Here is a 26074-nt window from a genome sequence, read left to right on the forward strand (position 1 = left end):
GTCTGACCCTGAGCGGCGACGTCCTGCGCCTTTGCCGCGCCGGCGACCGCAATCAGACCGGCTGCAGCAACACCAGCAATACGCAGTACTCCACGCCGGGCAACCACCGCCACGTCCACGAGCCCCCTCCAAAAGTCATGTCTTGAACGGGGGGAGATTACGTTACGTGCCCGGCGAGAGTCCCGCCCAAAGGATAGGCCCTGTCAAATAATGAGGGTCATGTTGCATTCCGGGCACATCCAGCCTTTCAGGCCCGCTCCCGCGCTTGTCGCGAGGCGGCCCGGGCTGGTTCGATCAGGCGGACGGCACCGGCGCAGCCGGCACCAATGCAGGCGCCGGCTGCGGGCATGGCTTACTGGACCTCGCGGACCCGGCCGTCGGTATAGGGCTTGTAGCCTTCGGGCAGTGCGCTGATGTAGTCCGCCACCACCGTCTCCAGCCCCGGCCCGTAGTCGTAGGCATTGGTGCCGGCCTCGGCGAAGATCTTGTAGCCGTCGCCGCCGCCGCGCATGTAGTTGTTGGTGGCCACCACATAGGTCTTGTCCATGTCGAGCGGCTGCCAGCCACCCTCTTCCGCGACCTCGACCTGGATGATGCGGCCGTCGCCCGGCTTGCGCGCGCGCGTCCAGGTAAAGCGGATGCCCGCGACCTGCGGGAAGCGGCCGGCGCCCTCCTCCACCTGCGAGACGCCGTTTTCCAGCGCGGCGACGATATCGCGGCCCTTGAGCTGGAAGGTGGCGAGCGTGTTCTGGAACGGCAGCACCGTCAGCACCTCGCCCATGGTGACCTCGCCGGCATCGATGGAGGCGCGGATGCCGCCGCCGTTCTGAATGGCGATCTGCACGCCCTGCCCGCGCGAGCGCTCCAGCATGGCATCGGCGATGAGGGTGCCCATGGTGCACTCGCCGGCGCGGCAGGTGTCGCGCGAGCCGTCGATGGTCTCGGCGGTGCTGCCGATCACCTTGGCGCGCAGCTCCTCGAGCGGGGCGGCGAGTTCGGCAAGACGCGCGCCGACCGCCTTGTCGGCCGGCACCGAGGCGTCGAGCAGGATCGGATTGCCGGTCGCCGAGGTGACGTTGCCGGCATCGTCGAAGACGATCTCGATCTCGCCGAGGAACTTGCCATAGGCGTAAGCCTGGACGATGGGCACCTGGCGGCCCGCCGGGTTCTGCACCAGCACCGGATAGGGACCGGCGGCGCCCTCATGGGTGTTGGACAGCAGCGTGTGCGAGTGGCCGCCGACGATGACGTCGATGCCCGGCACGCGGGCGGCGATCTCCATGTCGCGCGGCAGGCCCATATGGGTCAGCGCGACGATCTTGTCGACGCCGGCAGCCTGCAGGCCCTCGACCGCGCCCTTCAGATAGGTCTCAGCGCGCTGGAAGAAGACGTTGGGGCCGGGCGAGGAGGTTTCGACCGTATCCTCGGCCAGCACCGAGACGATGCCGACCTTCTGGCCGCCGATCTCGAGCACCAGCGTTCCGGGCACCCTGCCCTTCAGCGTCGGTTCGTTCTCCACCTCGATATTGCCGGACAGGACCTTGGTATCGACCTTGTCCAGGAAGGCGGCGAGACCGGCCGGGCCGTCGTCGAACTCGTGATTGCCGACGGCCATCGCGTCGAAGCCGATCATGTTCATGAACTCGGCCGCCGCGGCGCCCTTGTAGGTCGTGTAGAACAGCGAGCCCTGGAACTGGTCTCCGGCATCGAGCGTCAGCACGTTGCGGCCGGCAGCGGAAAGGGCCGAGCGGCGCTCGTCGATCTTGCTCTTGACGCGGGCGATGCCGCCGAAGCACTTGCCCGCCGCGTCATCCTCGGCGCCGCAGGTGGAATCGTACTTGTTGATCGGCTCGAGGCGCGAGTGCAGGTCGTTGATGTGAAGGATCGTCAGGGCGTAATCGGCCTGTGCCGGCGCGACAGCAAGGGACGCCGACAGCACCACGCCGCCCGCAGCAGCCAGCACGGCCGCGCCGAAAGAAGCAACCCGCATACCGTCCACTCCCGCAAGATGAGGCCGCGCACCGTCGATGCGGCGACTGCCCAGGCTACCGACAAGGGGAAGGCACCGCGCCCCGGATCCCCGCATTCGCAATCGCGAGACTGCCAGCTTGCCGGGGGCAGATCAACCATTCCAGCCGCGTCAGGGCACAAGTATCCCGCTCATCCCCGCAAGATGCGCGCAATCCGCTAGCAGGAGTAGCCGACGCAATAGGTGGGGGTATTCGACTTGATGTAGACGGAGTTGGCATGATTGACATCGCGCGGATCCGTCCCGGTCGGCACGCTTCTCAGCACCGGCGCGGGATACTGCGCCTCGGACGCAGGCGGCAGCGCCGAGTTGACCGCGGAGAAGCGGGCAAGCTGGCTGGCGGTCGGGCGGCTGCCAGAGGGACGGTTGCCCTGCAGGATGCGGTTGACATCGGCGACCACCGAGCCGGGCGTGCGCTGGGTGGCGCCCTGCCCGCCATTGGCGAAGATCGAGAAGCCCGGCCGGTAGACACGGGTCGTCTTGCCGTTGCGGCCGGTGAAGGTCAGGTCCTTGCCATAAAGGAAGGAGAACACCGTCTGGCCGCCGCGGTCGACGAGATTGGCCATGCCGCCGCGCACGCCGATGGTGCCCTGGCGGGTGTTGATGGTGACGCCGCCGCGCTGCTTGGAGATGCGCCCGCCGACATAGCGGGCGACGCCCCGGCCGAAGGTGGCGACGATGCGCCCCGTGCCGGCGGACGGCGAATAGACGAACTCGTCGATGACGAGACTGGAATTGGGACCCACCACGAAGTTGGACCCGTCGGCCAGCAGGACCTGCACGAGGCCCGAGGCGCCGGTCTCGATCTTCTCCCGGTTCACGAAGTCGGTGCCGATACGGATGGTGCGCATGCGCGCGCCGCCGCGCTGGCTCTGGGCGCTCTGGTTGACGGCGCTGGCAACGCCGACGGGCTCGCTGGCGAAAGCCGGCTGGCCCGCCACGGCGATGAGGGTCGCAACGGCAACGGCAAGGGGGCGGAAGGTCATGGCCATATCCAGTCTCCTGTCGGCGGATCGCAAGCGGATCTGCCGCTCGTCTCGTTGCTACCCTATCGTCTTGACGCGATGGCGGGGTGATGCGGGTCACAAACCAGCGCAATCCCCTGCGTCACTCCCGGTTTTCGAGCTTCTCCTGCGCTGCCTCCAGCGCGGCAAGGTCTTCCGGCTCAAGCTCCACCACCGGCACGCTGTAGCTGCCGGACAGCCAGCGATTGAGATCGACATCGGCGCAGCGCGCCGAACAGAAGGGATGGTAGCGCTCCACCGACAGCTTGCCGCAGCCAGGACAGGGCCGCGCCCGCCTCTGCTGTTTGCCTTCGTCCTGTGCGCTCGTCATGTTCTCTCCCTCGGCCCGAAGCAGGGCCGGTTCATCCTGCCCCAGCTATACTGGAGCGCTCCGCCGACGTCGACCGCAACGTCAGCGGGCAGGTGCGTGGTGCTACGGGCGATGCTCAGCCGCCGCGCCTCACCCGGCGCTGGTCCATTGCCCTCAGCTCGGTCTTGAGGATCTTGCCGTAGTTGTTCTTCGGCAACTCGGGCAGGTGCAGATAGTCCTTGGGCCGCTTGAAGCGGGCAATGTGCTCCAGGCACAGCGCATCGAGCTCGCCCGGCTCCGCATCGCCCGCATAGCAGGCAACGACGCTTTCTCCCCATTCGGCATCCGGGCGGCCGATAACGGAGACCTCGCGCACGCCTGGATGGGTCAGCAGCACCTCCTCCACCTCGCGCGGGTAGATGTTGGTGCCGCCGGAGATGATCACGTCCTTCGAGCGGTCGAGCAGCGTCAGATAGCCGTCCGCATCGAAACTGCCGACATCGCCGGTATGGAGCCAGCCACCGCGCAGCGCCTCGGCACTCGCTTCCGGATTGTCCCAGTAGCCGAGCATCACCGTGTCGCCGCGCACCAGGATCTCGCCGGTCTCGCCGTGATCGGCACTCGCCCCGTCGATCCGCATCTCGACAACGGAGCTGACGAGGCCGGCGCTGGCAAGGCGCGCCTCCCAGCGCGGATGGTCGCGGTTGGCGATATCCGCCTTCGACAGGACGGTGCCGGTCATCGGCGTCTCGCCCTGGCCGTAGATCTGGGCAAAGCGCGGACCGAAGCGGTCGATCGCCCGGCGGGTGTCCGCAACATGCATCGGCGCGCCGCCCCAGACGATGGTGCGGATGTTCTCCGTCATCGCCTCCATCGGGCACTCGGTCAGCCGGCGGATCATGGTGGGGGCTGCAAACATCGACACGCCGCGGCTGCGCGAGACGATCTCCAGCACCTCGTCCGCCTCGAAGCCGCCCGACTCGGCGACCGCATTGATGCCGAAGCGCATGACATGGGCCATGGCATAAAGGCCCGAGCCGTGGCTCATCGGCGCGGCATGGAGCAACGTGTCGCCCTCCGCCACCGGATCGACATCGGTGAGATAGGCAAGGCTCATGGCCGCCAGGTTGCGGTGGCTGAGCATCGCCCCCTTGGGCCGGCCGGTGGTGCCGGAGGTGTAGAACAGCCAGGCGAGATCGTCGGGTGCGGCCTCGGCGAGCGGAGCCGGTTCGCCGGCGACCAGCGACCAGAACTGCGGCCCGCCGAGCGTCACCACATCGCGCAGATCCTCCGGCGCATAGGCGGCGACATCCGCCTCCATGCCCGAGCTGACGAGGGCAAGACGCGCGCCGCAATTCTCCAGGATCCAGCCGATCTCGGCGCTGTGCAGCTTGACGTTGACCGGTACCGCGACGAGGCCCGCCCACCACACGGCGTAGAGCGCCTCGAGATAATGCGGACCGTTCTTCGCCACGATGGCGACCCGGTCCCCGCGCAACAGGCCGTAATGGGAGAGGAGGCTGCCGGCGAGCCGGGCCGAGCGGCCGGCAAAGTCGCGGTAGCTGGCGACCGGCGAGCCGCCGCGCGCCAGGGCGACCGCATCCGCGCGCGACCTTCCGGCCCGCGCCAGCCAGGCTGCGAGATTCATCGATATTCCCCGCTTCGCATGATCATCCTGCGGCAAAGGGCGCAGGGCGCACCCCATCCGCCGTGACCCGTCCCGTTATGGCAAGGAACCGCCGGCAAGGCCAAGCGGGAATTGCCCCTGCCGCAGCACGGGGCGCGCCGGGAGACGGGAAGCGGGATCAGGGCCGGATCGCGGCCGGGTCGGCCCAGCCGGCGAGAACCGGATACTTGAGGCCGGCCAGCATGTTGGCCGTCTCGTGCAGCGGCAGGCCGACCACGTTGGAATAGGAGCCGACCAGCTTGGCGACGAAGGCGCCCGCAAGCCCCTGGATCGCGTAGCCGCCGGCCTTGCCGCGCCACTCGCCGCTATCGAGATAGGCATTGATCTCTGCGCGCGAGAGGCGCTTGAAGCGCACGCGCGTTTCGACAAGGCGCTGACGCACCACGTCCTTCGGCGCGCTGATGCACAGCGCGGTATAGACCCGGTGACCGCGCCCCGACAGCAGCTCCAGGCAGGCGCGAGCCTGCTCGTGGGTTTCCGCCTTGGGCAGGATGCGGCGACCGACCGCGACAACGGTATCCGCGGCAAGCACCAGCCCGTCGACATTGGCGGCATTGCGGTCGGCGGCGCGCCGCGCCACCTCGGCCTTGGTGCGCGCCAGGCGCTGCGCCAGCGCACGCGGGGTTTCGCCCCGGCGCGGCGTCTCGTCGATATCGGCAGGCAGGAGCGTGTCGGGATCGATGCCGATCTGCTGGAGCAGTGCCAGACGACGCGGCGAGCCGGAGGCAAGCACAAGCGTCGGGCGCGCGCCCTTGGCACGGGTCCCGTCGGTATTGCTCTCGTCGGAAGCTGCGGCGATCATCGGACCGCTGTCTCTCTGTCGCGGGTGACGGACCGGGCCGTTTGGCCCTGCTGCATCACTTGAAACGGTAGGTGATGCGCCCCTTGGTCAGGTCGTAGGGCGTCATTTCGACAAGCACGCGGTCGCCGGCCAGAACGCGAATACGGTTCTTGCGCATGCGCCCTGCCGTGTGGGCAATGATTTCGTGGTCGTTTTCGAGCTTCACGCGGAACGTCGCGTTCGGAAGCAGTTCGGTGACCACCCCCGGAAATTCAAGTACTTCTTCCTTGGCCATATGGATTCCTGATTATCGAGCCAGATGTGGCGGGAACCTAACGGATCGGGCCGAGAAAGGGAACAGAAGGATTCGCGAAAATCCGCGGCTGTGCAGAGGCCGGGCGCGGGCCCTATCCGCCCGGGGTCGCGGTCCAGCCGAAACGCTTCTTGATGCGGGTCATGAGCAGGTCGCGGACGGCGCGGTAGCTGTCGAGGATCTGGTCTCGAGATCCGGTGGCGAGCGTGGGATCGGGCGTCGGCCAGTACTCGACCTCGACCGCATCCGTGCGCGTCATTTCCAGCGCCTTGTGATGAGCCTCGGGGGCCAGCGTCACAACCAGGTCGAAGCCCGACTCGTCGAGGTCCTCGAAGGTTTTCGGCCGGTGCGCGGCAAGATCGCAGCCGATCTCGCTCATCACCGCCTCGACGAAGGGATCGGGCTCGCCGGCGCGCACGCCGCAGGACTTCACGTAGACGCGGCCGGGAAACAGCTTGGCGAGGATCGCCGCCGCCATCGGCGAGCGCACCGCATTCATGCCGCAGGCGAAAAGCACCGCTCCCGGCGCCGCCGAGGAGACGGTGCCGGGTACCATGTCGGGGATCTTACCGGGTACGTCCCCCGGCCCTGACACGCCTAGAGCCCTTTCGACCAATGCGAAGTCAATTCTGCTTCTCGATTGGGGCGGCGATCCGGCGTCGAAACGGTCGCCGCGCGATGCGGTCGCATCGGGCAAGATCGGGTCGGCGTCGGGCGCCCGCCAATCGGAAGCCCTGCGGGACGGGCGATTTTGCGCCAATTCCAGCGCAAAGCCCCTTGTCCGTATCCAGATACGACCTGCGTGCCTTTGCTTGACCTTGTCACAAAATCGCTCCGTCAGAATGGCTTCGAATTGGTCGAAAGGGCTCTAACCCTTCCAGTGCAGGGCGCAGACGAGAGTGAAGAGACGGCGGGCTGTCTGCATGTCCACCCGGATCTTGCCCTCCAGACGCTCCATCAGGATGCGCGAACCCTCGTTGTGGACACCGCGGCGCCCCATGTCGATGGCCTCGATCTGGCTGGGTGTCGCCGTCTTGATCGCCTCGAAATAGCTCTCGCAGATCAGGAAGTAGTCCTTCACCACCTTGCGCAGCGGGGTCAGGGAGAGGATGTGGGTGACGACCGGCTCGCCCTCCTCGCGCTCGACCAGGAAGACCAGACGCTTTTCGACGAGCGACAGTTTCAGCCGGTAGGGACCGCCGTCATCGCCGAGCGGCTCGAACTCGTTTTCCTCTATGAGGTCGTAGATCGCGACCGCGCGCTCATGCTCCACGTCGGGCGTGGAGCGAAGGATGGAGGCTTCATCGAGCTCCACCGCAACCAGCCGGGCGCTGTTGTTCTGTCCCATGACCTGCGCTTGCGCCCTCCATTGCCTGCACCGTGGTTCCGGCGCGCCCGTCAGCGACTGCTCCAACACCTAGCGCGTCCATGGCCGGTCCGACAAGCGGTCCGCGCCGCGGCGCGGCGCCTGGCCCGGCTCAAAGATTGAGGCGGATGGCGACCGAGCGGCCGTGGGCGGCAAGGCCCTCCGCCTCGGCAAGCGCAATCGCGGCCGGACCGAGCGCGCGCAGGTTCTCCGCGTTGCAGCGCAGGATCGAGGTGCGCTTGACGAAGTCGAGCACCGACAGGCCGGAGGAAAAGCGGGCCGAACGTGCCGTCGGCAGTACGTGGTTGGAACCGCCGACATAATCGCCGATGGCCTCGGGCGTGTGGCGGCCGAGGAAGACGGCACCGACATTGCGGATGCGTGCGAACAGGGCCTCGGGATCCTCCACCGCCAGCTCCAGATGCTCCGGGGCGATGGCATCGACGAGCGCGGGCGCCTCGTCCATCGACGAGACGGTGATGACCGCGCCGAAATCGGCCCAGCTGGGACCGGCGACATCGGCGCGCGGCAGGGTCTTAAGCTGGCGCTCGACGGCAGCCTCCACGGCCTCGGCGAAGCCCGCGTCGTCGGTGATCAGGATCGACTGTGCGCTGGTGTCGTGCTCGGCCTGGGACAGGAGATCGGCAGCGATCCAGTCCGGATCGTTGGCCCCGTCCGCAACCACCAGGATCTCGGAGGGACCGGCGATCATGTCGATGCCGACCGTGCCGAACACCCGGCGCTTGGCGGCGGCGACATAGGCATTGCCCGGACCGACGATCTTGGAGACCGGACGGATGGTCTCAGTCCCGAAGGCCAGGGCCGCGACGGCCTGCGCCCCGCCGATGCGGTAGATCTCGGTGACCCCGGCAAGGTGGGCGGCGGCGAGCACGAGCGGGTTGAGCGCGCCGTCCGGGCTCGGCACGCACATGACCATGCGCGACACGCCGGCAACACCGGCGGGGACCGCGTTCATCAGCACCGAGGACGGATAGCTGGCCGTGCCGCCGGGCACGTAAAGGCCGACCGCCTCGATGGCCGTCCAGCGCGAGCCGAGCTCGACGCCGAGCGGATCGGTGTAGCGGTCGTCCGCCGGCATCTGGCGGGCGTGATGGGAGGCGATCCGGTCGCGGGCCAGCTTCAGAGCGTCGAGCGTGCGCGGGTCGACCTTCTTCACCGCCTCCTCGATCTCCTCGGCAGTGACGGTCAGGTCCGCCAGGCTTTCCGCCTCCAGCCGGTCGAAGCGGCGCGTGTAGTCTAGAAGCGCCGCATCGCCGTGCTGCTTCACGGCCTCGATGATGTCACGCACCGCCGCGTCGACATCGGCGGATGCCTCGCGCTTGCTGGACAGGAGGGCGTCGAAGTCGGCCTTGAAGCCGGTTGCGCTGGTGGACAGGCGGATCGCCACGGGCGGAAGCTCCACAGTTTGCCGGGCGGCGCCCGGAAGGTCCGGAAAAAGGGTCAGTCGATCTGATGGCTGGGACGGTGCTCGGTCGCCCAGGCGGCGCCGAGATCGGCAAGCTGCGCCTCGATGCACTCCACGTCGAAGGAGAGCGTGGCCCCGCCTGCGAACACCAGGTCGATGCGCCCCGCCGGCTCCTCGGCGGCCACGAAATTGACCGCGAGCAGCGACAGGACCGTATCCTTGGCGTCCTGGCGGATGTTCTGCGCGCGCGGGCGCTCGGCCCGGGCGAAGGACAGGGCGGCGCGGCGGCGCTCGTTGGAGGCGCGGGCGCCTGCGCCCTCACCGTCCCAGGCGAAGCGGTTCATGACCAGCACCAGATGACGATCCGATGGATAGTAGCGGATGTCGCCGACCTTCAGGACCGCGTCCTGGACCTGCGCGGAGATCACCGCCAGGTCTTCCGCGTCCAGTGCCGCCAGCTTCAATTGCTGCATGGATCAGCCACCTCTTGGGTTGTGCCCGCGGCCGGCGCGACAACAGGCGACCGGCCTTCGGCCCTTACCTAATGAATTCACGCGCCAAAGCAACCGCCGAGTTGGCGCGCGGCGCGCAGGCAGTCCCCGACAAGGGGAGAACGGCAGTTGGTTCGGCCCAAGAGGTCAGGCGACGGAGAGGAAGGCCTCGATGGGACCGGGCGACCCAAAAAGCCCGCCCTGCCCCTGGATGCAGCCGGAGGCCAGCAGCAGTTGCGCCACCTCCTCGCTGTCGACGCCGTCGACATCGACAGCGACATCGAACGTCTCGGCAACGGCGACAAGCGCGCGGATCACCGTCTCGCCGCGCTCTCCCGCCAGGATGTCGTGCAGGGCGCTGCGGTCGATGCGCAGGGAATCGAAGCGGAAGCGGCCGAGGAGCTGGAGCGAGGCCGAGTCGGAGCCGAAACGGTCGAGAACCATCCGCACGCCGACGGCGCGCAGCGCCTCGAACTGACGCATGGCCGCGAAGGAATTGACCAGGAAATAGCTGTCGGCCACCTGCAGGTGGATGCGCTCCGGCGCGATACCGGCAATGTCGATCTCGTTCTCGACGATGGAGGCGAGCGTCTCGAGACCGAACTGGCGCACGCTCAAGGACAGCGCGATCTTCTGATCGTCGGGGCTGCGTGCGGCAGCCTTGAAGACCTCGCGCAGCAAGGCGGCGGTCGCGCTTTCCAGTGCAGCCGTTTCCTGCGGGCCATCGCCGGGCGTCCCGCCCTGGCCGGACCCGGGCTGCAGAACCTGATAGCCGCACAGCCTGCGGCTGCGCAGGCAGAAGATGGGCTGATACTGGACGCGGGCGCCCCCGTGCATCGCATTGGCGCGCGCTTCCACGCCCGCCGAGGCAAAGGCCGGCCAGACCACGGTGGCATTGTCCTGATCTGCGACCGCCTTCGGCGCGCTGCCCGCAGGCAGATAGGCGCGGAAGCCGTTCCGCCCCTGGTTCTTCACCTCGTAGAGCGCGGCGTCCGCCTGGCGCATCAGCTCCGACAGGTCGGCACCCGGCAGGACCGGCGCAATGCCGATGCTGGCGCCGATCTGGACGCTGCTGCCATCGATGGAAAACCGGCCGGAAATCGCGGTCAGGATCCGCTCGGCCACCGCCTCGGCAAGGTCGGACGGACTGGTGCGGTCCGGCTCGCAGGACAGAAGGATCGCGAACTCGTCGCCGCCGACACGGGCGACGAAGTCGTTTTCTCGCGCGCAGCGCCGCAGCCGGCTGGCCACCTCGCACAGCAGCTGATCACCGGCATTGTGGCCGAGCGCATCGTTGACCGGCTTGAACCGGTCGAGATCGATCAGCATCAGAATGCCGAGACAGGGCTGGTCCGACGTCCCGCTGGCGACCAGCTTCTGCAGCTGCTCGTTGAGATAGGTGCGGTTGGCAAGGCCGGTCAGCGTGTCGTGGCGGGCCGCGTGCAGCACCTTGTTCGCCGCCCGCTCCCGCTCCGTGACATCCTCATGGGTGCCGACCCAGCCGCCATCGGGCAGCGGGGCGTGGACGGTCGAGATGATCCGACCGGAGCGCACGCGGAACATCGAGCGTACCGTCTCGCCGGCAGACAGCTGCCGCATGATCTGCGCCACGCGGGCATCCACGGCATCCTGCGAGGGGATGTCGACATTGGTCGCCGATATCAGCTCAGGCAGCTTCCGACCGGCATGGCTATGGCCGCCGTCTTCCAGCCCGAACAGGACGGCATATTGCTCGTTCCACAGGGTGAGGCGTCCCTTCCGGTCGAAGACGCTGACGCCCTGGTTCATGTTGGCAAGCACGGCGCCCAGTTCGTCCGAGCGCTCGCGGGCCAGCCGCTCCTTCTCGATCAGCTGCCGCTCGATCCGCTTGCGGTCGGAAATGTCGGTAAAGGTCGACAGCAATCCGCCGCCGGGCAGGAAGGTGCCGCGGATCTCCAGCATGTCGCCATTGGGGCGGCTGCGCTCGTAGCCGTGCTCGCGGCCGCCGAGGATGGCATTCAGCCGGTCACGGGCAAGCTCCTGCGGATCGCCTTCGCCATATTCGCCGCGCTCCGCATTCATCAGCACATAATCGGCGAGAGACGGGCGGCCCGCGAGATAGTCGGCCGACACATCCAGCAGTTTCTCGAATGTCTTGTTCCAGCCGGCAACGACGAGATCCTGGTCGAAGTAGACGACCGCGCCGGGATAGTTCTGGAACACGCCCTCGATGGTCATGGCCTGGCGCACTGTCTTGGTGACGTCGGTGAGGGAGATCACCACGCCGCCGCCCGCGCCCTCGACAGGACTCGTGAAGGCTACCGCATTGAGGTTCAGCCAGCGCAGGCCGCCATCGGCCAAGGTGAGGCCCGCGATGGTGCTGGACAGGCTCGCCGGATCTTCCGCGCCCCTGGCAAGCAGGTTGCCGAGCCGGGCTCCGTCATGCCCCTTGTCGATGAAATCGAGATCGAGCGCGGCAAGAGAGACGCCGGTGATCTTGCGCCCTTTCAGGCCGAGCATGGCAAGGGCGGCCGGATTGTGCGACAGGACCCGCCCTTCCGGATCGACGACGACCACGCCTTCGGACAGGGACAGGAGTGTCGTGCGGTAGAGCGCCTCGGAATGCTGCAGCCGGATCTCGGCCATCTTGCGGTCGGTAACGTCGCGGATGGCCCCGACGATACGCACGACCCTGTCGTCGCGCGCAAGCGGCCTGCCGGCAAGGCGCACCCAGCGCTCCCGCCCCGTCGCGGTGCGCGCCGGCAACTCCAGGCTGAACGGGAACCCCTTGAGCCGTGCATCGTCGACCGCGCGGCGCAGATCGCCCCGTGCCTCGGGCAGGAAGAAGCAGAGCGCCTTCTTCATGTCCGGAACGTAGTCGTCATCAACCTCGAGCAGACGGCGGACCTGATCGGTCCACAATAGGCGGTCCTGGTCCAGATCGAGTTCCCAGCCCCCGACGCCGGAAATGCTGGTGGTCTGGGCGATCAGTTGCGACTGGGTCTGCACCAGCGCCTGCTGGCGCTCCGCGGTCTCGCGCAGGCTCGCAGCTTCCGCCTGTGCCGCATAGGCGCGGATCAGCCCGTCTGCGGCAGCGCCGAGGTGACGCAGCACTTGCAGCTGCTCGGGCGTGGGATCGCGCGGCCGGGTATCGAACACGCACAGCGAACCGAGGCGATGGACACCGTCGATCGACAGCGGGTAACCGGCGTAGAAGCGAAAGTGCGGCGCCTCGGTCACCAGCAGATCGCGATGGAACCGCGGATCGTCTGCAAGATCGGGAACGACCAGCAGATCGGACTGCAGAATGGTGTGACGGCACATGGCCGCGCTTCTCGGCGTCCGCTCCAGCTCCAGGCCGTGCCGGGCCTTGAACCACTGCTCGCGCTCGTCGACGAAACTCACAAGCGCGACAGGGCAGCCGAACACCGACGCGGCGGTCTCGACCAACGCGTCAAACTCCACCGAGCGCCCGGAATGCAGAATGCCAAGGCGGTGCAGCGCCTCTAGCCGGCTCTCTTCATTGTCGGGCAGCACGTCGAGGATCATCGAGCTCATGCGCCGAGTATGCCTGCAATAAGTAAACGTTTCAAAATATAGACCGACAACTTATCAACAATCCATGAATGAGGTGCAAGCAGGCTCATCATGGCTGGATTTTTAAATAATACCATATAAAATTTTATGAAAATTACCCCGAATTGGCCCAGAAAACCAGGAGGCAACACATATATCTGCAACAATTTACAAGGATATCCAACTGCGGAACCTGCGCTAAATCAGAATAAATAAGCCCTATCCGCGCAATATATACGCATCTATTCGGAACAAGATCTCGCTGCCGGGCGCACGCGCCGGACTTATTGTGCCGAAGGAAGCCCCGGCACACGGCCAGGCATGCCGGATACGCAGGATCACCCCACCACTGACGCAGTTGCTCCCCCGGAACGGACCACGCCGGACGAGCGGCTTCCGTGCAAGGACGGAAGCGCCGGTCCGGCGGCTTGGGAGGAATGGTCCGGCCACCGCCCTGCGGGCGGCGGCTTGACGGTTATTTCGCCAGGGCGAGCGGAATGTAGAGCGCGACCTGCGGCCAATAGATCACCGCGGCCAGCGCGACGATCTGCAGGATCACGAAAGGAATCACCCCTCGGTAGATCGTGCCGATGGAAACCCCCTTCGGCGCGATGCCGCGCAGGTAGAACAGCGCGTAGCCGAAGGGCGGGGTCAGGAACGAGGTCTGCAGGTTCACCGCCAGCGCGATGGCAAACCAGATCAGCGTCTGCTCCGGCGTCAGGCCGAAGTCGAGCCCGGCCACCACGGGGGCGACGATGGGCACCACCACCAGCGTGATCTCGACCCATTCCAGGAAGAAGCCGAGAACGAAGACCAGCGCCATGATCATGATGATCACGACGTAAGGGTTGCCCTCGTGCACCGCGAAAAGGTCGGCGATCAGCGCATCGCCTCCGAGCTTGCGGAAGACGACGGAGAAGACCGTCGCGCCGAGCATCACGAAGATGATCATCGCGGTGGTCTTGGTCGTATCGCGCAGCGCCGCGTAGAGCGTCGCCCAGTCGAGCTGGCGCGAGACTAGCGCCAGCACCATGGCGCCCAGCGCGCCGATGGCGGCGGACTCGGTTGGCGTGGCGATGCCCGCGACGATGGTGCCGAGCACCGAGACGATCAGCAGCACGGGCGCGAGCAGGTCGAGCGCCAGCGTTCCGGCCGCCCGCCAGAAGGGCTGCGGGTCCGCGACCTCGGCCGGCGGCATGCGGTGCGGCTGGAAGATCGCGACGCAGACCAGATAGAGGATGTAGAGCGCACCGAGCAGCAGGCCCGGCCCGACCGCCGCCATGAACAGGTCGCCGACGGAGACGCGCAGCTGGTCGCCGAGGACGATCAGCATGATGCTCGGCGGGATGAGGATGCCGAGCGTGCCGCTGGCCGCGATGAGGCCGGTGGAGATCTTCGGGTCGTAGCGGTTCTGCAGCATGGTCGGCAGCGCCATCATGCCCATCAGCACGACCGACGCGCCGATGATGCCGGTCGAGGCGGCCATCACCACGCCGATGATGGCGACGGCGAAGGCGTAGCCACCGGGCATGCCGCGAAACACCGAGGCCAGCGACTTCAGCAACCGTTCGGCAACCCCCGAGCGCTCCAGCATCAGCCCCATGAAGACGAAGAGCGGGATGGCGATCAGCAGCCAGTTGGTCAGCGTGCCGGAATAGATGCGCGCCACCGTCGTCGACAGGAAGACGAGCGGCACGCCGGCCATGACGGCGAAGAGGATGCCGATGCCCCCGAGGACGAAGGCGACGGGATAGCCCGCGAAGATGCCGCCCATCAGCCCGAGCAGCATCACCAGCGGCCAGAATGCGTCTTCCATCACGAGCCGGTCCTGTTCTTGGCAGAAGAAAAGTCGCCGCGCACCAGTCCGATCAGGGTGCCGATGATGCGGTTCACCGCCGCAAGCCCCAGCAGCGAGAAGGCGATCGGGATGCAGGCCTTGATCATCCAGCGGTCGATCATGCCGCCATAGGTCGAGCCCTCGCCCGTCACATAGGCGCGGTGGGCAAAGCGCGTGCCGAACCAGACCACGATGGCGCAGAAGGGCAGCAGGAAGATGAGGTCGCAGACCAGATCGACGATGGCCCGGGTGCGGGGCGAGAAGTTCGCGGCGAGGAAGTCGACGCTCACATGGCTGCGATCGCGATAGGCGTAGACCCCGCCGAACAGCACCACCAGCGCGAAGACATGCCATTGCAGGTCGAGCAGCGTGTTGACGGTGATGCCGGCGTCGAACAGCGGGATGCTGGCGCCCCAGTCGGCGAGGCGATTGACGCCGAGCTTGGCGGCGAGCACCCCTGCGCAGACGGACAGGATCAGCGGCAGCACCAGCCATCCGACGATCTTGCCGGGGAAAGCGAGAACCTCCCCCGCCTTGCGGCTCAGTTCGGACACGGCGACCTCCGTAGGCTTGCGCGGCGTATCATTGCGAAAGGACGGCACCCTTCATGAGGATGCCGTCCGCTCCGTTCTTTTTCCGAGAAATCAGGGAGATCAGCGCGGCAGGGCCTGCAGCTCGCCCCACTCACCGACGCGCTCGATATAGGCGTTGAGCGAGTCGAGAGCCTCCTTGAAGATCGGATCCTTGGCGGCTTCCTCGGCCATCACTTCCTGGGAGGCGGCACGCAGCGCCACCAGAACCTCGTCGGGGAAGCGCTTGATCTCGACGCCGGCGTCGCGGATCTTGCCGATCGCCACGGCCTGCTGGTGGATCTGGTCACCGAGATTGGCGGCGATGTTGGCCTTGCAGGCCTCGATCATGATCTGCTGCTGGCCTTCGGTGAAGCCGTTCCACACATCCATGTTGACGATGATGGAGTCCCAGCTCGACGGCTGGTGCCAGCCCGGGAAGTAGTAGGTCTTGGCGACCTTCTCGAAGCCGAAGCCGATGTCGAGCTGCGGCGCGGAGAACTCGGTCGCGTCGATGCGGCCGGTCTCGAGCGACACGAAGATCTCGCCGGCCGGCACGAGCTGGGTGTTGGCGCCGAGGCGTGCGAGCGCCTGACCGCCGAGGCCGGCGATGCGCATGTTGAGGCCCTTGAAGTCCTCGGGCGTGTTGATCTGCTTGTTGAACCAGCCGCCGGCCTCCGGGACGACCAGATGGCACGGGATGATCTTCACGCCATGCGGGTCATACGCCTTCTGGATGATCTCCAGACCGCCGCCCTCGAACATCCAGCCGAGCGCCACGTCCGGGGTCGGGCCGAAGGGCATGGAGCCCACGAGGTTGGCGACGGGAATGGAGCTTGCCCAGTAGCCGATCCAGTCGAAGCCCATCGGGATCGCGCCGGTGCTGACCGCCTCGAACACTTCGAACGGCGGCACGAAATCGCCCGCGCCATGCACCTTGATGTCGATGGCACCGTCGGTCATCAGCTTGACACGCTCGGCCCACTTGACCGGGCTCTGACCGATCGAGGGCACCTGCAGGCCGAAAACGCTCTGCAGGTCGTAGCTGTCGGCGAGCGCCGGAGCAGCAGTGAGCATGGTGGCTGCCAGAGCAGCGGATGCGAGCCGTGCTTTCATCAGGACCTCCCTAAACGCGCCCCGATCCAGGGCGTCTCTTGATTTTTCTGCCGCACCGTCCGGCGGCCTCCCGGCCGAGCGGTGGGCTTTTTTCAACCTCCCGCTTGCCTAACTCAAGTGTTATCTATAATCAAACGGATTAGCAATATACTAATTTAGGGAGAGGCCCATGATTGGAGTTGAGGGCTCCGTCGCCATCGTGACGGGCGCGGGACAGGGCAACGGCCGGGCGATTGCGCTGGGTCTTGCAAGGGCCGGCGCACATGTCGCGGTCTGCGACATCAACGCCGACGCCGCCGCGGAAACGGCCGCTCTTGCCGCCGAGGCGGGCGTGAAATCTCTGAGCGCGCAGTGCGACGTGTCGGACCTTCAGTCCGCCCGCGCCTTTGCCGAGAAGACCCGCGCGGAGCTGGGCGATGCCCGCATCCTGGTGAACAATGCCGGCATCCTGAAGCGGCACCGCTTCGGCGATCCCGGCTTCGAAAGCGAGTGGGACCAGACGTTCCGCGTCAATGTCGACGGGCCGCGCAACATGGTGCTGGCCTATGCGGCGCAGCTGGAGGCGACGGGCGGGCGAATCGTCAACCTTGCCTCGATCATGTCGCTGTCCGCCGGCTTCGGCATCTCCGCCTATATCGCCAGCAAGGGCGCGGTCGGCCAGCTCACCAAGGCGCTGGCCCACGAGTTCGCCCCGCGCGGCGTCAGGGTGAATGCCATCGCCCCCGGCGTCATCGACACTCCGATGACCGAGCACACGCGCGGAAACGATGCCGCCATCGGCAAGTTCATGGCCCACACCCCGCTCGGGCGGACCGGCCAGCCGGACGAGCTCGTAGGCCCTGTCCTGTTCCTCGTCTCAGACATGTCCAGCTACGTGACCGGCACCATCCTGCCCGTCGACGGCGGCTATCTGGCGGCCTGACCCGGCCCGCCTTTCAAGGAATTGCATCAATGAAAAAGCACAGCTGCGACGTTCTCGTCGTCGGATCGGGCGCCGGCGGCCTCGCCAGCGCCGTATCGGCCGCCCACCGCCGGCTCGATGTCCTGGTGGTGGAGAAGGAGCCGGTCTTCGGCGGCACCACCGCCCGCTCCGGCGGGTGGATGTGGGTTCCCTGCAACGCCCCGGCCAAGCGCGCCGGCGTCGAGGATTCGCCCGAGAAGGCCCGCACCTATCTCCAGCACGAGGCGGGCGACTTCTTCGATCCGGCCCGTGTCGACGCCTTCCTGGAGGCCGGTCCCAAGGCGGTCGAGTTCTTCGAGGAGAAGACCTCGCTGCAGTTCGACCTCGGCCCGACCTTCGCCGACTATCATCCCGACGCGCCGGGCGGCATGCCGGGCGGGCGCTCCATCGTCGCCCGCCCCTTCGACGGGCGCGAGCTCGGCAAGGAGATCCGCCGCCTTCGCCCGCCGCTCGCCGAGATCACCTTCCTCGGCATGATGATCGGCTCGGGCAAGGAGCTGCTGCACTTCTTCCGCGTCACCAAGTCGCCGATCTCGGCCTTCTACGTCGCCAAGCTGTTCATCAAGTTCCTCAAGGACATGGCCTTCCACGGCCGGCCCATGCGCCTGGTCAACGGCAACGCGCTGGTCGCGCGGCTCGCCAAGTCCTGCTTCGACATGAACGTGCCGATCTGGACCCGTGCCGGCGTGCGCGAACTGCTGCGCAACGAGAACGGCATCGTCACCGGTGCCATCGTCGACACGGCGGAAGGTCCGGTGGAAGTCACCGCGCGCAAGGGCGTGGTGCTGGCGGCCGGCGGCTTCCCGCAGGACGCGGTGCGCCGCAAGGAGCTGTTTCCGCATTCCCCGTCCGGCCACGAGCACGTCTCGCCGGCGCCTCCCGGCAACACCGGCGACGGTCTGCGCCTCGGCTCGGCAGTGGGTGCCGCCATCAAGGACGATCTGCCCAACAACGCTGCCTGGGTGCCGGTGTCGCGTCCCCCGCGCCGCGACGGCACGCTCGGCGTCTTCCCGCATTTCGTCGACCGGTCCAAGCCTGGCGTCATCGCGGTGACCCGGTCGGGCAAGCGCTTCGTCAACGAGGCGGATTCCTACCACGACTTCTGCCAGGCGATGCGCAAGGCCTGCGAGGCCGAGGGCGGCGAGATCTGCGCCTATTTCATCGCCGACCACAAGACGCTGCGCAAATACGGCCTCGGTTTCGTCAAGCCGGCGCCGGTGCCCTATCGCGGCCTGATCCGCTCCGGCTACCTGTTCGAGGGCAAGAGCCTGCGCGAGCTGGCCGAGAAGATCGGCGCGGACGGGGCGCAGCTCGAGCGGACCGTCGCCACCTTCAACGAGCATGCGCGCAAGGGCGAGGACCCGGAGTTCCACAAGGGTTCGACCTCCTACAACCGCTCGCTCGGCGATCCGGAGCACCAGCCCAACCCCTGCGTCGCGCCGGTCGAGAACGGCCCGTTCTACGCGGTCAAGCTGGTGATCGGGGATCTGGGCACCTTTGCCGGTCTCAAGACCGACGAGAATGCCCGCGTTCTGGACGAGACCGGCCGGCCGATCACCGGTCTCTATGCCGCCGGCAACGATGCGCTCAGCATCATGGGTGGCAACTATCCGGGCGGCGGCATCACCCTCGGCCCGGCAATCACCTTCGGCTATATCGCCGCGCGTCACATGGCCGGGGCCAACACCTGACCATGCCTCCCACCTCAAGGGACACGGACGGCCCGGGACACCCGGGCCGTCTGCTGCCGGGCATCCTGTTCGGCCTGTCGGCCTCCATCGCCTGGGCCTTCTACAATATCGGCGTCGATATCGGCCGGTCGGACGGCTTCACCAGCGCCGACCTCGCCATCCTGCGCTACGGCGTGGCAGCGCTGCTGCTGGTGCCATTGATGTTCATGCGCCCGTCCCGCACGCGCGCCCTCACCCTGCCCCGACTGGCGCTGCTCACCATCGCCATCGGCCCGCCCTTCGCCTTCCTGTTCAACACCGGTTTCGGCATCGCACCGCTGGCGCATGCGGTCGTGATCTCGCCAGGCATGACCATCATCGTCGCCAACCTGCTGCCGGTCGTTCTCGACGGCCAGAAGATGACGTCCAACCGCAAGATCGGCATGGCCGTGCTGATCGGCGGGCTGGTGGCCATCGCCGCCGACAATGCGCCGTCCAAGACGGCCGACACCTCGACCCTGATCGGCGACTTGTGCTTCGTCGGCTCGGGCACGCTGTGGGGGCTGTTCACCTATCTCATCGGCCGCTGGCGCCTTCCGGCGGTCGAGGCCATCGGGGCGGCCTCGGCAACGACAACCGTCGTGCTGCTGCCCGCCTATCTGCTGTTCTTCGAACCGGCAGCGCTGCCGGCTGCCAAGTGGCTGGAACAGGGCTTTTATCAGGGGGTGCTCGGCGGCAGCCTTGCGATCATTCTCTATGCGGTCGCCATCGGCCGGCTGGGATCGGGGCTTGCCGGCCTTTTCCCGGCGATGATCCCGCCGCTGGCCGTGCTGCTCGCCATTCCCATCGCCGGGCAATGGCCCACCGCCCTGCAACTGGCCGGCGTCGTCATCGCCGCGAGCGGCCTTGTCCTGTCTCTCGACATTGCCGGCGCGCTGCTCAGGCGGGCGGGATATGCCCGAGATCGCGGGACAGGTCCTTCGTGAATTCGATCAGCCGTTTCAGGCAGGGCCCGTCCTCGGCCAGGTCGATGAAGTTGGTCGGGCCGATCACCGTGACCGAAAGCTGGATGGTGCCGGTATGGTCGAAGACCGGTGCCGCAATGGCGCTGACGCCGGGGATCGGCGCGTCGCGGGTGATCGAGTAGCCCTTGGTGCAGGCGGAGGCGACCTCCTTGCGGAACGTCGCCTCGTCGACCATCGGGATGCCGTAGAGCGAAGGCTCGACGCCCTGCAGCTCGGCGCGGGCGAGCGGTTCCGTCGTCGACCTCGGCAGGAAGGCGGCGAAGATCTTGCCCGTCGCCGTCATGGTCAGCATGAACGTGCCGCCGACCGCCACGTTGGAGTGGATGCGCGCCGCCGTCTCCTCGATATAGACGATGGTCGGGCCGTGCAGGCCCCAGACGCTGATCGCCACCATCAGCCCCAGTTCCTCGGCCAGCGCCGGAACCCGCCGCAGCGTCTCGCGATAGGCGTTCTGGTTGCGCAGCCGCGTCAGGCCGAGCCACAGCGCGAACGGCCCGAGCTGGTACTGGCCGGTCTCGGTCTGCTCGACCATGTTGATGTTGCGGAAGCTGACGAGATAGGGGTGCAGCTGCGCAGCGGCCATGCCGAGCGTCTCGGCAAGGTCCTTCAGCTTCAGCGGCCCACCGGCCTGCGCCAGCGCCATCAGGATGGCGCCGCCGGTTTCGACGGACTGGACGCCGCGAGGCGTTCGCGGCTTTGACGTTGCGTCGGCGCCCAAGCGCAACTCCTTCAACTGCCTTGCAGAAACGGATCAACAGACCGCAACACTCTTAGCGGCAATTCTCTCGTCGGTCGAGAATATCGCCTGCTGCACGCACGCTCACAGGATTTCCCTTGGCAAGGCGCCTCTTGCCTCTTCCGCGTCCGGCAAACGGCGCTATCTTCCTGCCGTCGAATCGGTCCGCTCCCTGTCGCAGACGCCGTGCGCGCGACAGACGCCGGACACCCGGTCGATGCCGTACCGGGCGCCCGCGCCGTCCGGCAGGCGTGTCCTTGCGCTGGCGGTGGATCCCCCGATGCCGTTTGCCAATCTCTCCTACGTGCCCTTCGCCACGATCGGCCTGCTGCTCGCCTCCAACATCTTCATGACCTTCGCCTGGTACGGGCACCTGAAGTTCAAGAGCTCGCCGCTCCTCATCGTCATTCTGGCGAGCTGGGGCATCGCCTTCTTCGAATATGTGCTGCAGGTCCCGGCCAACCGCATCGGCCACGGCTATTTCAGCGCGGCCGAGCTGAAGACCATCCAGGAGGTCATCACGCTCAGCGTCTTCGCCGTGTTCTCGATCTGGTTTCTGGGCGAGCCGCTGCGCTGGACGCATCTGGCCGGCTTCACGCTGATCGTCGCCGGCGCCGGCCTGATCTTCTACAAGCCGTGACGGCTCAGTAGCCGCCGGACAGGACGATGCTCTCGCCGGTCATGAAGCTGCAGGCATCGGAGGCGAGGAAGATCGCCGCGCCGACCATCTCGTCGGCCTGCCCGGCCCGCCCCATCCAGTTGAGCGTGCGCACGTAGTCGTCCCAGCCCTGCGGATCCGCCGCCTTGCGCCCCACATTGCGGTCGGTGTCGACGAGGCCGGGCGCCAGCGTGTTGAGCAGCACCCCGTGGCGGGCATAGTCGCGCGCCTGGCTCTGGATCAGGTTGTGCTGAGCGGCCTTGGTGGCGGCATAGGCCGTGACGATGGCCTTGGGCCGCAGCTGGTTGATCGAGCCGATGCTGACGACCCGGCCCCAGCCGCGCACGGCCATGCGTGGCAGGCAAGCCTGCAGCATCTCCACCGTGGAGCGCAGATTGACGGCCACCTGCAGATCGAAATCCGCCTCGGTGAGATCGGCGAGTTCGGCATTGACCTGGGCCGAGGCATTGACGACGAGGATGTCGAGATGCCCGAGCCGGGCCTCCACCTCCTCCACCAGGCGGCGGCCCGCGCCGCGCTCGGCAAGGTCCGCAGCAAGGGCAAGCGCCGTGCCGCCGCTCGCCTCGATGGCGGCAACGGTCGCGGCCGTCGCTTCCAGGCTCTGGCCGTGCACGACGACCGTGGCCCCCGCTCCGGCGAGGCCGACGGCGATGGCAGCGCCGATGCCCCGGCTCGAGCCGGTGACGAGCGCAACGCGGCCGTGAAGTCCGAAAATCGTCTCGAGCGTGCTCATGCGACGCCTTGGCCCTTGCGGTCGAACAGGGTGATCGGCACGCCGGAGAGGCCCGGCGTGCAGGCGAAGAGGCCGCCGGACAGCGGCGCCTCGGACAGGGTCGAGGCCGGTAGGCGCGTGCGGGCGCTGGTGATGTAGAGCGTCGCCAGATCCTCGCCGCCGAAGGCGACGCTGGTCGGCCGGGGTACGGGCAGTTCGATGCTGCGCTCGTGCCGGCCGTCGGGCAGGTAGCGGTTGACCCGCCAGCCGTCCCAGATCGCGCACCACACGCCGCCTTCCCTGTCGACGGCGATGCCGTCCGGGCGCCCCTCGCCTTCCGGGATGCGCGCAAGCACCCGGCGGTTGCCGAGGACGCCCTTTCCGGGCTCGAAATCGTAGGCGTAGATCAGGCCCGGCACCGTATCGACGAAGTAGAAGACCCGGTTGTCCGGGCTCCAGGCCATGCCGTTGCTGACCGAGATGCCGCTTTCCTTGCGCGTCACCGTGCCGTCGGCGGCGACCCGGTAGAGCGCGCCGCTCGGCTTGCTGGCATCGAGCCGCATGGAGCCGACCCAGATCGCCCCACCGGGGCCGACCTTGGCGTCGTTGAGACGGTTCTCGGGAATGCCCGCTTCCGGGTCGACCAGCGGCTGCAGGGTGCCGGAGGCGAAGTCCAGGAACTCGATGCCGTCCTGCGTCGCCACCGCTAGCGAGCCGTCGCCGCAGGGCATGACCGAGCTGACCAGCTTGCCGGTCTCGCAGGTCTCGTTGAGGCCGGTCGCGGGATCGAAGCGGTAGACCGCCGGGTGCAGGATATCGACCCAGTAAAGGCTGCGGGCCGCCGGATCCCAGACCGGCGCCTCGCCGAGCTGTGCGCCCCAGGGCAGGACGCAGGCGAGATCGTCCGGCGTCTGCGACTGGCTGGTGCGCGGGCGCGGACGGGAACTGATGGCGATGGCGCCGGCCGCGCCCGTGATCCTGCGGGCGGCGGCGATCAGCTCGCGTCCGACCGGGTGGATATGAGAGGCATCGAGCCGCGACGAGGGGCCCAGCGCGACCAGCGCGCCGATGGGCGTGCCGTCCTTGCCGGCAATGGCGACGGCGACGGAGTTCACGCCGTTGAGGTGCTCCTCATACGACACGGAATAGCCGCGCGCGCGGGTCAGCGTCAGGTCGGCCTGCAAGGCCTCCAGCGTGGTGATGGTGCGCGGCGTGAAGCGGTCGAGGCTAAGGCGCTCCAGCAGAGCGCGGGCGAAACCCGGCTCCTGGAAGGCGACCAGCACCTTGCCGGCGGCGGTGCAATGCAGCGGCACGCGCCGTCCGGTATCGACCCTGACGCCGAGCCCGTCGCCCGAGCGCTCGTCGAGATACTGCACCTGATCGCCATCGAGACGGCACAACGCCACCGTCTCGCCGAGCTCGGCCGACAGGCGCTCCAGTTCGGGCGCGGCTGCGGTCGGCAGGTCGAACGTGTCCCACACCCGGTGCGACAGTTCCAGGAAGCGCGGCCCGATGACATAGGTGCCGCGCTCCTCGTTCTGGCGCACGAGGCCGAAGGCGATCAGCGTGCGCAGGATGCGCGCGAAGGTGGGCTTGGGCAGGCCGGACTGGCGCAGCAGGTCGGCGAAGCGCAGCGGCGTCTCCGCGTCGGCCACCATGTCCAGCAGCGTCAGGCCCTTGGCGAGTGCCGCCGTGCCGGAGGGGACGTCCTTGCGGGACTGGCTCAGGCCTGTGCTCGCGTCCGCCATGTCCGCGCCGCCTCCTGCAACATCCGATCGATCGTCCATTCCGGCTCGAACCCCAGCGTCTCGCGTATCCTTGCGTTCGAGGTCTGGTAATCGACGCCGGCGCCGGGCAGGTCAACGGTCACGACGGGCAATCCCGTGATTTCGGACATCGCCGGCAGCGCCTGCGCGAAATCGACGGGGTCCGTCGCACCCAGATTGAAGATCCCGCCGGCCGCCCGGTCCGATTCCAGCGCCAAGAGCAAGCCCTTCACCATATCCCTGGTGTCGGTGATGTGCATCCGGAACGGTTTGCCGGCGGCATTGCGGGCCAGCACATGGGCGGGCCGTCCGGGATCTGCGGCACGTAGCAGTTCGGCGACGGCGGTGTTGCCCATGCGCTCCTGCTGGCGGATGCGCGGTTGCAGGAAGAAGCGCGGGCCGGAGAAGAAGCTGTCGGGGTCGAGCAGCTCGCTGGCATCCTGCGTATGGGAAAAGCGCAGGATCACCGTCTCGAAACTGCCGATGCGCTGGTGGAAGGAGACCAAATCCTCGCCGAGCAGCTTGGTCAGGCCGTAGGGACTGTTCGCCCGCAGCGGATGCTCCTCGGTGACGGGCAGGAAGAGCGGCGCGTTCTCCGGATAGACTTCGCCGGAGCTGGCGAAGACGAAGCGGCGTACGCCGGCTTGCGCCGCCGCGTCGAGCAGCACCCGCGTTCCCTCCACATTGGCGCGGAACATCGCCGTGCGCTCGGCCGCCACCCAGGACATGAAGGCCCCCAGGTGCATCACCGCCTCGGTGCCGGCGACCGCACGGGCACAGGCCTCGGCATCATCGAAACTGCCGACCACCTCGTCGAGATCGGCGCCTGACGCGCGCAGGTCGAAACCGCGCACCCGGTAGCCGGCGGCGCGCAGCGCCGCAACCGCCGCCCGGCCGACGCGGCCGGAGCTTCCCGTGACAAGAACCAGCATCAGCGCAGCGCCTTTTCGCTCATTGCATCGAAGAGATGAAGTTCGGCCGGATCGAAGGACAGGACGAGATCCTGGTCTTCCGCCATCGGGCCGGAATGGGCGAGCCGGGCGATCAGGCCCTTGGACTTGTCGTCCTCGCTCTCGCCGGCCGAGACCATGTGCGCCCCGCCGTCGAAATAGACGTATTTCTCGGAGCCGAGGCTTTCGACCAGGCTCGGGCGCACGGTGAAGGTCGCTGGGCCCTCGCCGAGGTGGAAATGCTCCGGCCGGATACCGGCGATAACGGTCGAGGCGCCGGCAAGCCGCGCCTCGTCGACGGCGATCCGGTTGCCGAACAGGGTGATGGTCGCCCCGCCAGCCGACCGCTCCACATCGGCGGAGAGGAAGTTCATGCCGGGCGAGCCGATGAAGCCGGCGACGAAGAGATTGTCGGGCCGCTGGAACAGCGTGTCGGGATCGGCGATCTGCTGGATCTCGCCGTCGCGCATGATCACCACCCGATCGGCCATGGTCATCGCCTCGATCTGGTCGTGCGTGACAAAGACGGTGGTGACGCCGAGGCGCTGGTGCAGGGCACCGATCTCGGCCCGCATGTGGACGCGCAGCTTGGCGTCGAGATTGGAGAGCGGCTCGTCCATCAGGAAGGCCTGGGGCTGGCGCACGATGGCCCGGCCCAGCGCAACGCGCTGGCGCTGGCCGCCGGACAGGTCCTTCGGGCGGCGTTCGAGATATTTCTCCACCTCCAGGGTGCGCGCGGCCTCCAGCACCCGGCGCTCGATCTCCGCCTTCGGCGTGCCGCGCATCTTCAGCCCGAAGCCGATGTTCTCGCGCACGGTCAGGTGCGGATAGAGCGCGTAGTTCTGGAACACCATCGCGATGTCGCGGTCGCCGGGAGCAAGGTCGGTGACCTCCCGCTCGCCGAGGTAAATGTCGCCACCGGTCGCCGGCTCGAGGCCGGCCAGGATCTTGAGCATCGTCGACTTGCCGCAGCCCGACGGGCCGACCAGCACGATGAACTCCCCGTCCGCGATCTCGAGGGAGAACGGCTTCAGCACCTCGTGCGCGCCGTAGCTCTTGTGGACGTTTCGAATGGAGATATTTGCCATGGA

General features: G+C 67.4%; 23 protein-coding genes. 4 read left to right on the forward strand and 19 right to left on the reverse strand.

Features of this window, described 5'->3' with window-relative positions; genetic code table 11:
• Positions 1-352: 352 nt before the first annotated feature.
• The 14 genes from ACVJ6E_RS02965 to ACVJ6E_RS03030 all read right to left on the reverse strand — a co-directional run bounded on the left by ACVJ6E_RS02965 (position 353) and on the right by ACVJ6E_RS03030 (position 16484).
• Complete coding sequence (locus ACVJ6E_RS02965; RefSeq protein ID WP_120268965.1) at positions 353-1990, reverse strand: bifunctional metallophosphatase/5'-nucleotidase; 1638 nt, start codon at positions 1988-1990, stop codon at positions 353-355.
• Positions 1991-2187: 197 nt separating this feature from the next.
• Positions 2188-3021: a FecR family protein gene (locus ACVJ6E_RS02970; protein ID WP_120268964.1), complete on the reverse strand. Its 834-nt coding sequence runs from the start codon at positions 3019-3021 to the stop codon at positions 2188-2190.
• 115 nt (positions 3022-3136) lie between these two features.
• A complete protein-coding gene (gene yacG / locus ACVJ6E_RS02975; protein ID WP_120268963.1) occupies positions 3137-3364 on the reverse strand; it encodes a DNA gyrase inhibitor YacG in 228 nt (75 codons plus the stop codon).
• A gap of 115 nt (positions 3365-3479) precedes the next feature.
• Entirely contained in the window at positions 3480-4991 is a 1512-nt protein-coding gene (locus tag ACVJ6E_RS02980) for an AMP-binding protein (RefSeq protein WP_120268962.1), read from the reverse strand.
• A 157-nt stretch (positions 4992-5148) separates the two neighbouring features.
• Entirely contained in the window at positions 5149-5832 is a 684-nt protein-coding gene (locus tag ACVJ6E_RS02985) for a Maf-like protein (protein ID WP_067221394.1), read from the reverse strand.
• Positions 5833-5887: 55 nt separating this feature from the next.
• Positions 5888-6106, reverse strand: a complete 219-nt coding sequence (infA, locus tag ACVJ6E_RS02990; protein ID WP_013653834.1) for a translation initiation factor IF-1 — start codon at positions 6104-6106, stop codon at positions 5888-5890.
• 112 nt (positions 6107-6218) lie between these two features.
• A complete protein-coding gene (locus ACVJ6E_RS02995; protein WP_120268961.1) occupies positions 6219-6680 on the reverse strand; it encodes an arsenate-mycothiol transferase ArsC in 462 nt (153 codons plus the stop codon).
• A 312-nt stretch (positions 6681-6992) separates the two neighbouring features.
• Entirely contained in the window at positions 6993-7472 is a 480-nt protein-coding gene (locus tag ACVJ6E_RS03000; RefSeq protein ID WP_067339191.1) for a UPF0262 family protein, read from the reverse strand.
• A gap of 130 nt (positions 7473-7602) precedes the next feature.
• Entirely contained in the window at positions 7603-8898 is a 1296-nt protein-coding gene (gene hisD / locus ACVJ6E_RS03005; protein ID WP_120269274.1) for a histidinol dehydrogenase, read from the reverse strand.
• Between the two features lie 53 nt (positions 8899-8951).
• Entirely contained in the window at positions 8952-9389 is a 438-nt protein-coding gene (locus ACVJ6E_RS03010; protein ID WP_120268960.1) for a DUF2948 family protein, read from the reverse strand.
• A 165-nt stretch (positions 9390-9554) separates the two neighbouring features.
• On the reverse strand, positions 9555-12944 hold the full coding sequence (locus ACVJ6E_RS03015) for a PAS-domain containing protein (RefSeq protein WP_120268959.1): 3390 nt from the start codon (positions 12942-12944) through the stop codon (positions 9555-9557).
• A 493-nt stretch (positions 12945-13437) separates the two neighbouring features.
• A complete protein-coding gene (locus tag ACVJ6E_RS03020) occupies positions 13438-14778 on the reverse strand; it encodes a TRAP transporter large permease subunit (RefSeq protein WP_120268958.1) in 1341 nt (446 codons plus the stop codon).
• The gene (locus tag ACVJ6E_RS03025) at positions 14778-15353 is read right to left on the reverse strand and encodes a TRAP transporter small permease subunit (RefSeq protein WP_158592685.1); all 576 of its coding nucleotides are present in this window, start codon (positions 15351-15353) and stop codon (positions 14778-14780) included. Before ACVJ6E_RS03025 ends, ACVJ6E_RS03020 begins: the two co-directional genes overlap by 1 nt.
• Positions 15354-15452: 99 nt before the next feature.
• On the reverse strand, positions 15453-16484 hold the full coding sequence (locus ACVJ6E_RS03030) for a TRAP transporter substrate-binding protein (RefSeq protein WP_120268956.1): 1032 nt from the start codon (positions 16482-16484) through the stop codon (positions 15453-15455).
• A gap of 169 nt (positions 16485-16653) precedes the next feature.
• Here ACVJ6E_RS03030 and ACVJ6E_RS03035 point away from each other — a divergent pair, with 169 nt between their 5' ends.
• Genes ACVJ6E_RS03035 through ACVJ6E_RS03045 form a run of 3 tightly spaced genes read left to right on the forward strand, consistent with a single transcriptional unit; the run spans position 16654 to position 20101 of the window.
• The gene (locus tag ACVJ6E_RS03035; protein ID WP_120268955.1) at positions 16654-17406 is read left to right on the forward strand and encodes an SDR family NAD(P)-dependent oxidoreductase; all 753 of its coding nucleotides are present in this window, start codon (positions 16654-16656) and stop codon (positions 17404-17406) included.
• 29 nt (positions 17407-17435) lie between these two features.
• Positions 17436-19136 carry an FAD-dependent oxidoreductase gene (locus tag ACVJ6E_RS03040; RefSeq protein ID WP_120268954.1) on the forward strand — a complete coding sequence of 567 codons (1701 nt, stop codon included), beginning with the start codon at positions 17436-17438 and terminating at the stop codon, positions 19134-19136.
• A gap of 2 nt (positions 19137-19138) precedes the next feature.
• Positions 19139-20101: a DMT family transporter gene (locus ACVJ6E_RS03045; protein ID WP_120268953.1), complete on the forward strand. Its 963-nt coding sequence runs from the start codon at positions 19139-19141 to the stop codon at positions 20099-20101.
• Here the strand turns inward: ACVJ6E_RS03045 and ACVJ6E_RS03050 are convergent.
• Positions 20055-20858: an IclR family transcriptional regulator gene (locus ACVJ6E_RS03050; protein ID WP_120268952.1), complete on the reverse strand. Its 804-nt coding sequence runs from the start codon at positions 20856-20858 to the stop codon at positions 20055-20057. The two genes, ACVJ6E_RS03045 and ACVJ6E_RS03050, sit on opposite strands and share 47 nt — an antisense overlap.
• 298 nt (positions 20859-21156) lie before the next feature.
• On the opposite strand from ACVJ6E_RS03050, the gene ACVJ6E_RS03055 reads away from it, so the two are divergent.
• Positions 21157-21516 carry a DMT family protein gene (locus ACVJ6E_RS03055; protein ID WP_067221649.1) on the forward strand — a complete coding sequence of 120 codons (360 nt, stop codon included), beginning with the start codon at positions 21157-21159 and terminating at the stop codon, positions 21514-21516.
• A 4-nt stretch (positions 21517-21520) separates the two neighbouring features.
• On the opposite strand, the gene ACVJ6E_RS03060 is transcribed toward ACVJ6E_RS03055, so the two are convergent.
• Genes ACVJ6E_RS03060 through ACVJ6E_RS03075 form a run of 4 tightly spaced genes read right to left on the reverse strand, consistent with a single transcriptional unit; the run spans position 21521 to position 26071 of the window.
• Positions 21521-22288, reverse strand: a complete 768-nt coding sequence (locus tag ACVJ6E_RS03060; RefSeq protein WP_120268951.1) for an SDR family oxidoreductase — start codon at positions 22286-22288, stop codon at positions 21521-21523.
• Positions 22285-24015 carry an SMP-30/gluconolactonase/LRE family protein gene (locus ACVJ6E_RS03065; protein WP_120268950.1) on the reverse strand — a complete coding sequence of 577 codons (1731 nt, stop codon included), beginning with the start codon at positions 24013-24015 and terminating at the stop codon, positions 22285-22287. Before ACVJ6E_RS03065 ends, ACVJ6E_RS03060 begins: the two co-directional genes overlap by 4 nt.
• A complete protein-coding gene (locus ACVJ6E_RS03070; protein ID WP_120268949.1) occupies positions 23991-24965 on the reverse strand; it encodes an NAD-dependent epimerase/dehydratase family protein in 975 nt (324 codons plus the stop codon). The genes ACVJ6E_RS03065 and ACVJ6E_RS03070 overlap by 25 nt, the downstream gene beginning before the upstream one ends.
• A complete protein-coding gene (locus ACVJ6E_RS03075) occupies positions 24965-26071 on the reverse strand; it encodes a sn-glycerol-3-phosphate ABC transporter ATP-binding protein UgpC (protein WP_120268948.1) in 1107 nt (368 codons plus the stop codon). The genes ACVJ6E_RS03070 and ACVJ6E_RS03075 overlap by 1 nt, the downstream gene beginning before the upstream one ends.
• Between the last annotated feature and the right edge of the window lie 3 nt (positions 26072-26074).

This window comes from Stappia sp. G46H5W (assembly GCF_058448995.1).